The sequence below is a fragment of the Streptomyces sp. WAC06614 genome (assembly GCF_003949795.1).
Classification (GTDB): Bacteria; Actinomycetota; Actinomycetes; order Streptomycetales; family Streptomycetaceae; genus Streptomyces.
Window position 1 is genome coordinate 1 of sequence record NZ_RPRY01000666.1, and the last position, 1,387, is coordinate 1,387.

General features: G+C 74.5%; 1 protein-coding gene. It reads right to left on the reverse strand.

Annotated elements, in window-relative coordinates; all coding sequences use genetic code 11:
- A partial coding sequence (locus tag EF918_RS35755; protein WP_148141358.1) for a sensor histidine kinase occupies window positions 1-1,254 on the reverse strand: 1,254 nt, incomplete at its 3' end.
- Window positions 1,255-1,387 lie beyond the last annotated feature (133 nt).

Consider the following 1,387-nt stretch of genomic DNA (forward strand, 5'->3'; position numbering starts at 1 on the left):
GGTGTCGGCGGTGACGGTGGTGCCGGGGGCGGTGGTGCCGGGGCCGTCGTGCGGACGGCCGGCGATGACGAGGACGCCGTCCACCGCCTCGACACGGTCGCGCAGCCCGGCCAGGCCCCCGCCCTCGGTGATCCGCGCCCCGCCGTGGCCGTCGTCCGCGACCTGGAGCAGCAGCCGGTTCCCGCTGCGCCACACGTCGACGGTGGCGCTGCGCGCCCCGGCGTGCTTGCTGACGTTCCGGAGCAGCTCCGACACGGCGACGTACGCGATCCCCTCGATCGCCGCGGCCGGCCGCGCCGGCAGGTCCACCCGTACCCGTACCGGCACGGCGCACCGCGAGGCGACGGACGACAGCGCGGCGTCGAGCCCCCGGTCGGTCAGGACGGCGGGGTGGATCCCGCGGGCCAGGTCCCGCAGCTCCTTGAGCGCGGTCTTCACCTCCCCGTGGGCCTCGTCCACCATCCGCGCCGCGGCCTGCGGGTCCTCGGCGAGCTTCTCCTTGGCCAGCCCCAGGTCCATGGCCAGTGCGGCCAGCCGGGCCTGCGCCCCGTCGTGCAGGTCCCGCTCGATGCGGCGCAGGTCGGCGGCGGCGGTGTCCACGACGACGCCTCGGTCCGTCTCCAGCTCGGTGACCCGCGAGTCCAGCCGGGACGGGCCGAGCAGGCCCCGGATCAGCACCTGGTCGACGGTGACGAGGGCGCGGACCACCCAGGTGGTGGTGAGGGTGAGCAGCAGTCCGAGCAGGAACGATCCGGCCACGCGGACGGGGGAGTCCAGGTAGAAGGTGTGGTCACCGTTCTGGAAGAGCTGGAGGCCGGGCTGGTCGGTGTAGGCGGGGAAGACCCAGAACCAGAGCGGGTAGAGCAGCAGGCTCCAGCTCACGGTCCAGAGGGTGAGGGCGCAGCAGAAGGCGAACACGGCCCACGGGAAGTGCAGCAGGGAGTAGAGCAGGTGCCGCCAGGCGCTCCCGCTCTTGAGCACGGCGCCGATCCAGCCCAGGGCGCCGCCCTTGGCGGCCCGTACCGGGGCCGGGTCGGCGATGTCCATGCCGAGCAGGACGCGCGCCCGCGTCCGCTCCAGCTGCCCGAACCCCCGGGCCATGGCCAGCACGCCCGCCAGCAGGGGCACACCGAGGAAGGTCACCAGGAGCCCGGCCCCCAGACTCACCCCGGTCACGGCGAGCGAGAAGTACACCACGCTGAGCGGCAGCCCGAGCAACACGAACCCGAACTCCCGCCAGGCCCGCCCGGCCACCGGGCTCCACGACGCCCACCCGCTCCGGGAACCCCCGCCGGGCGGGCCTGGCGGGAGTTCGGGTTCGTGTTGCTCGGGCTGCCGCTCAGCGTGGTGTACTTCTCGCTCGCCGTGACCGGGGTGAGTCTGGGGG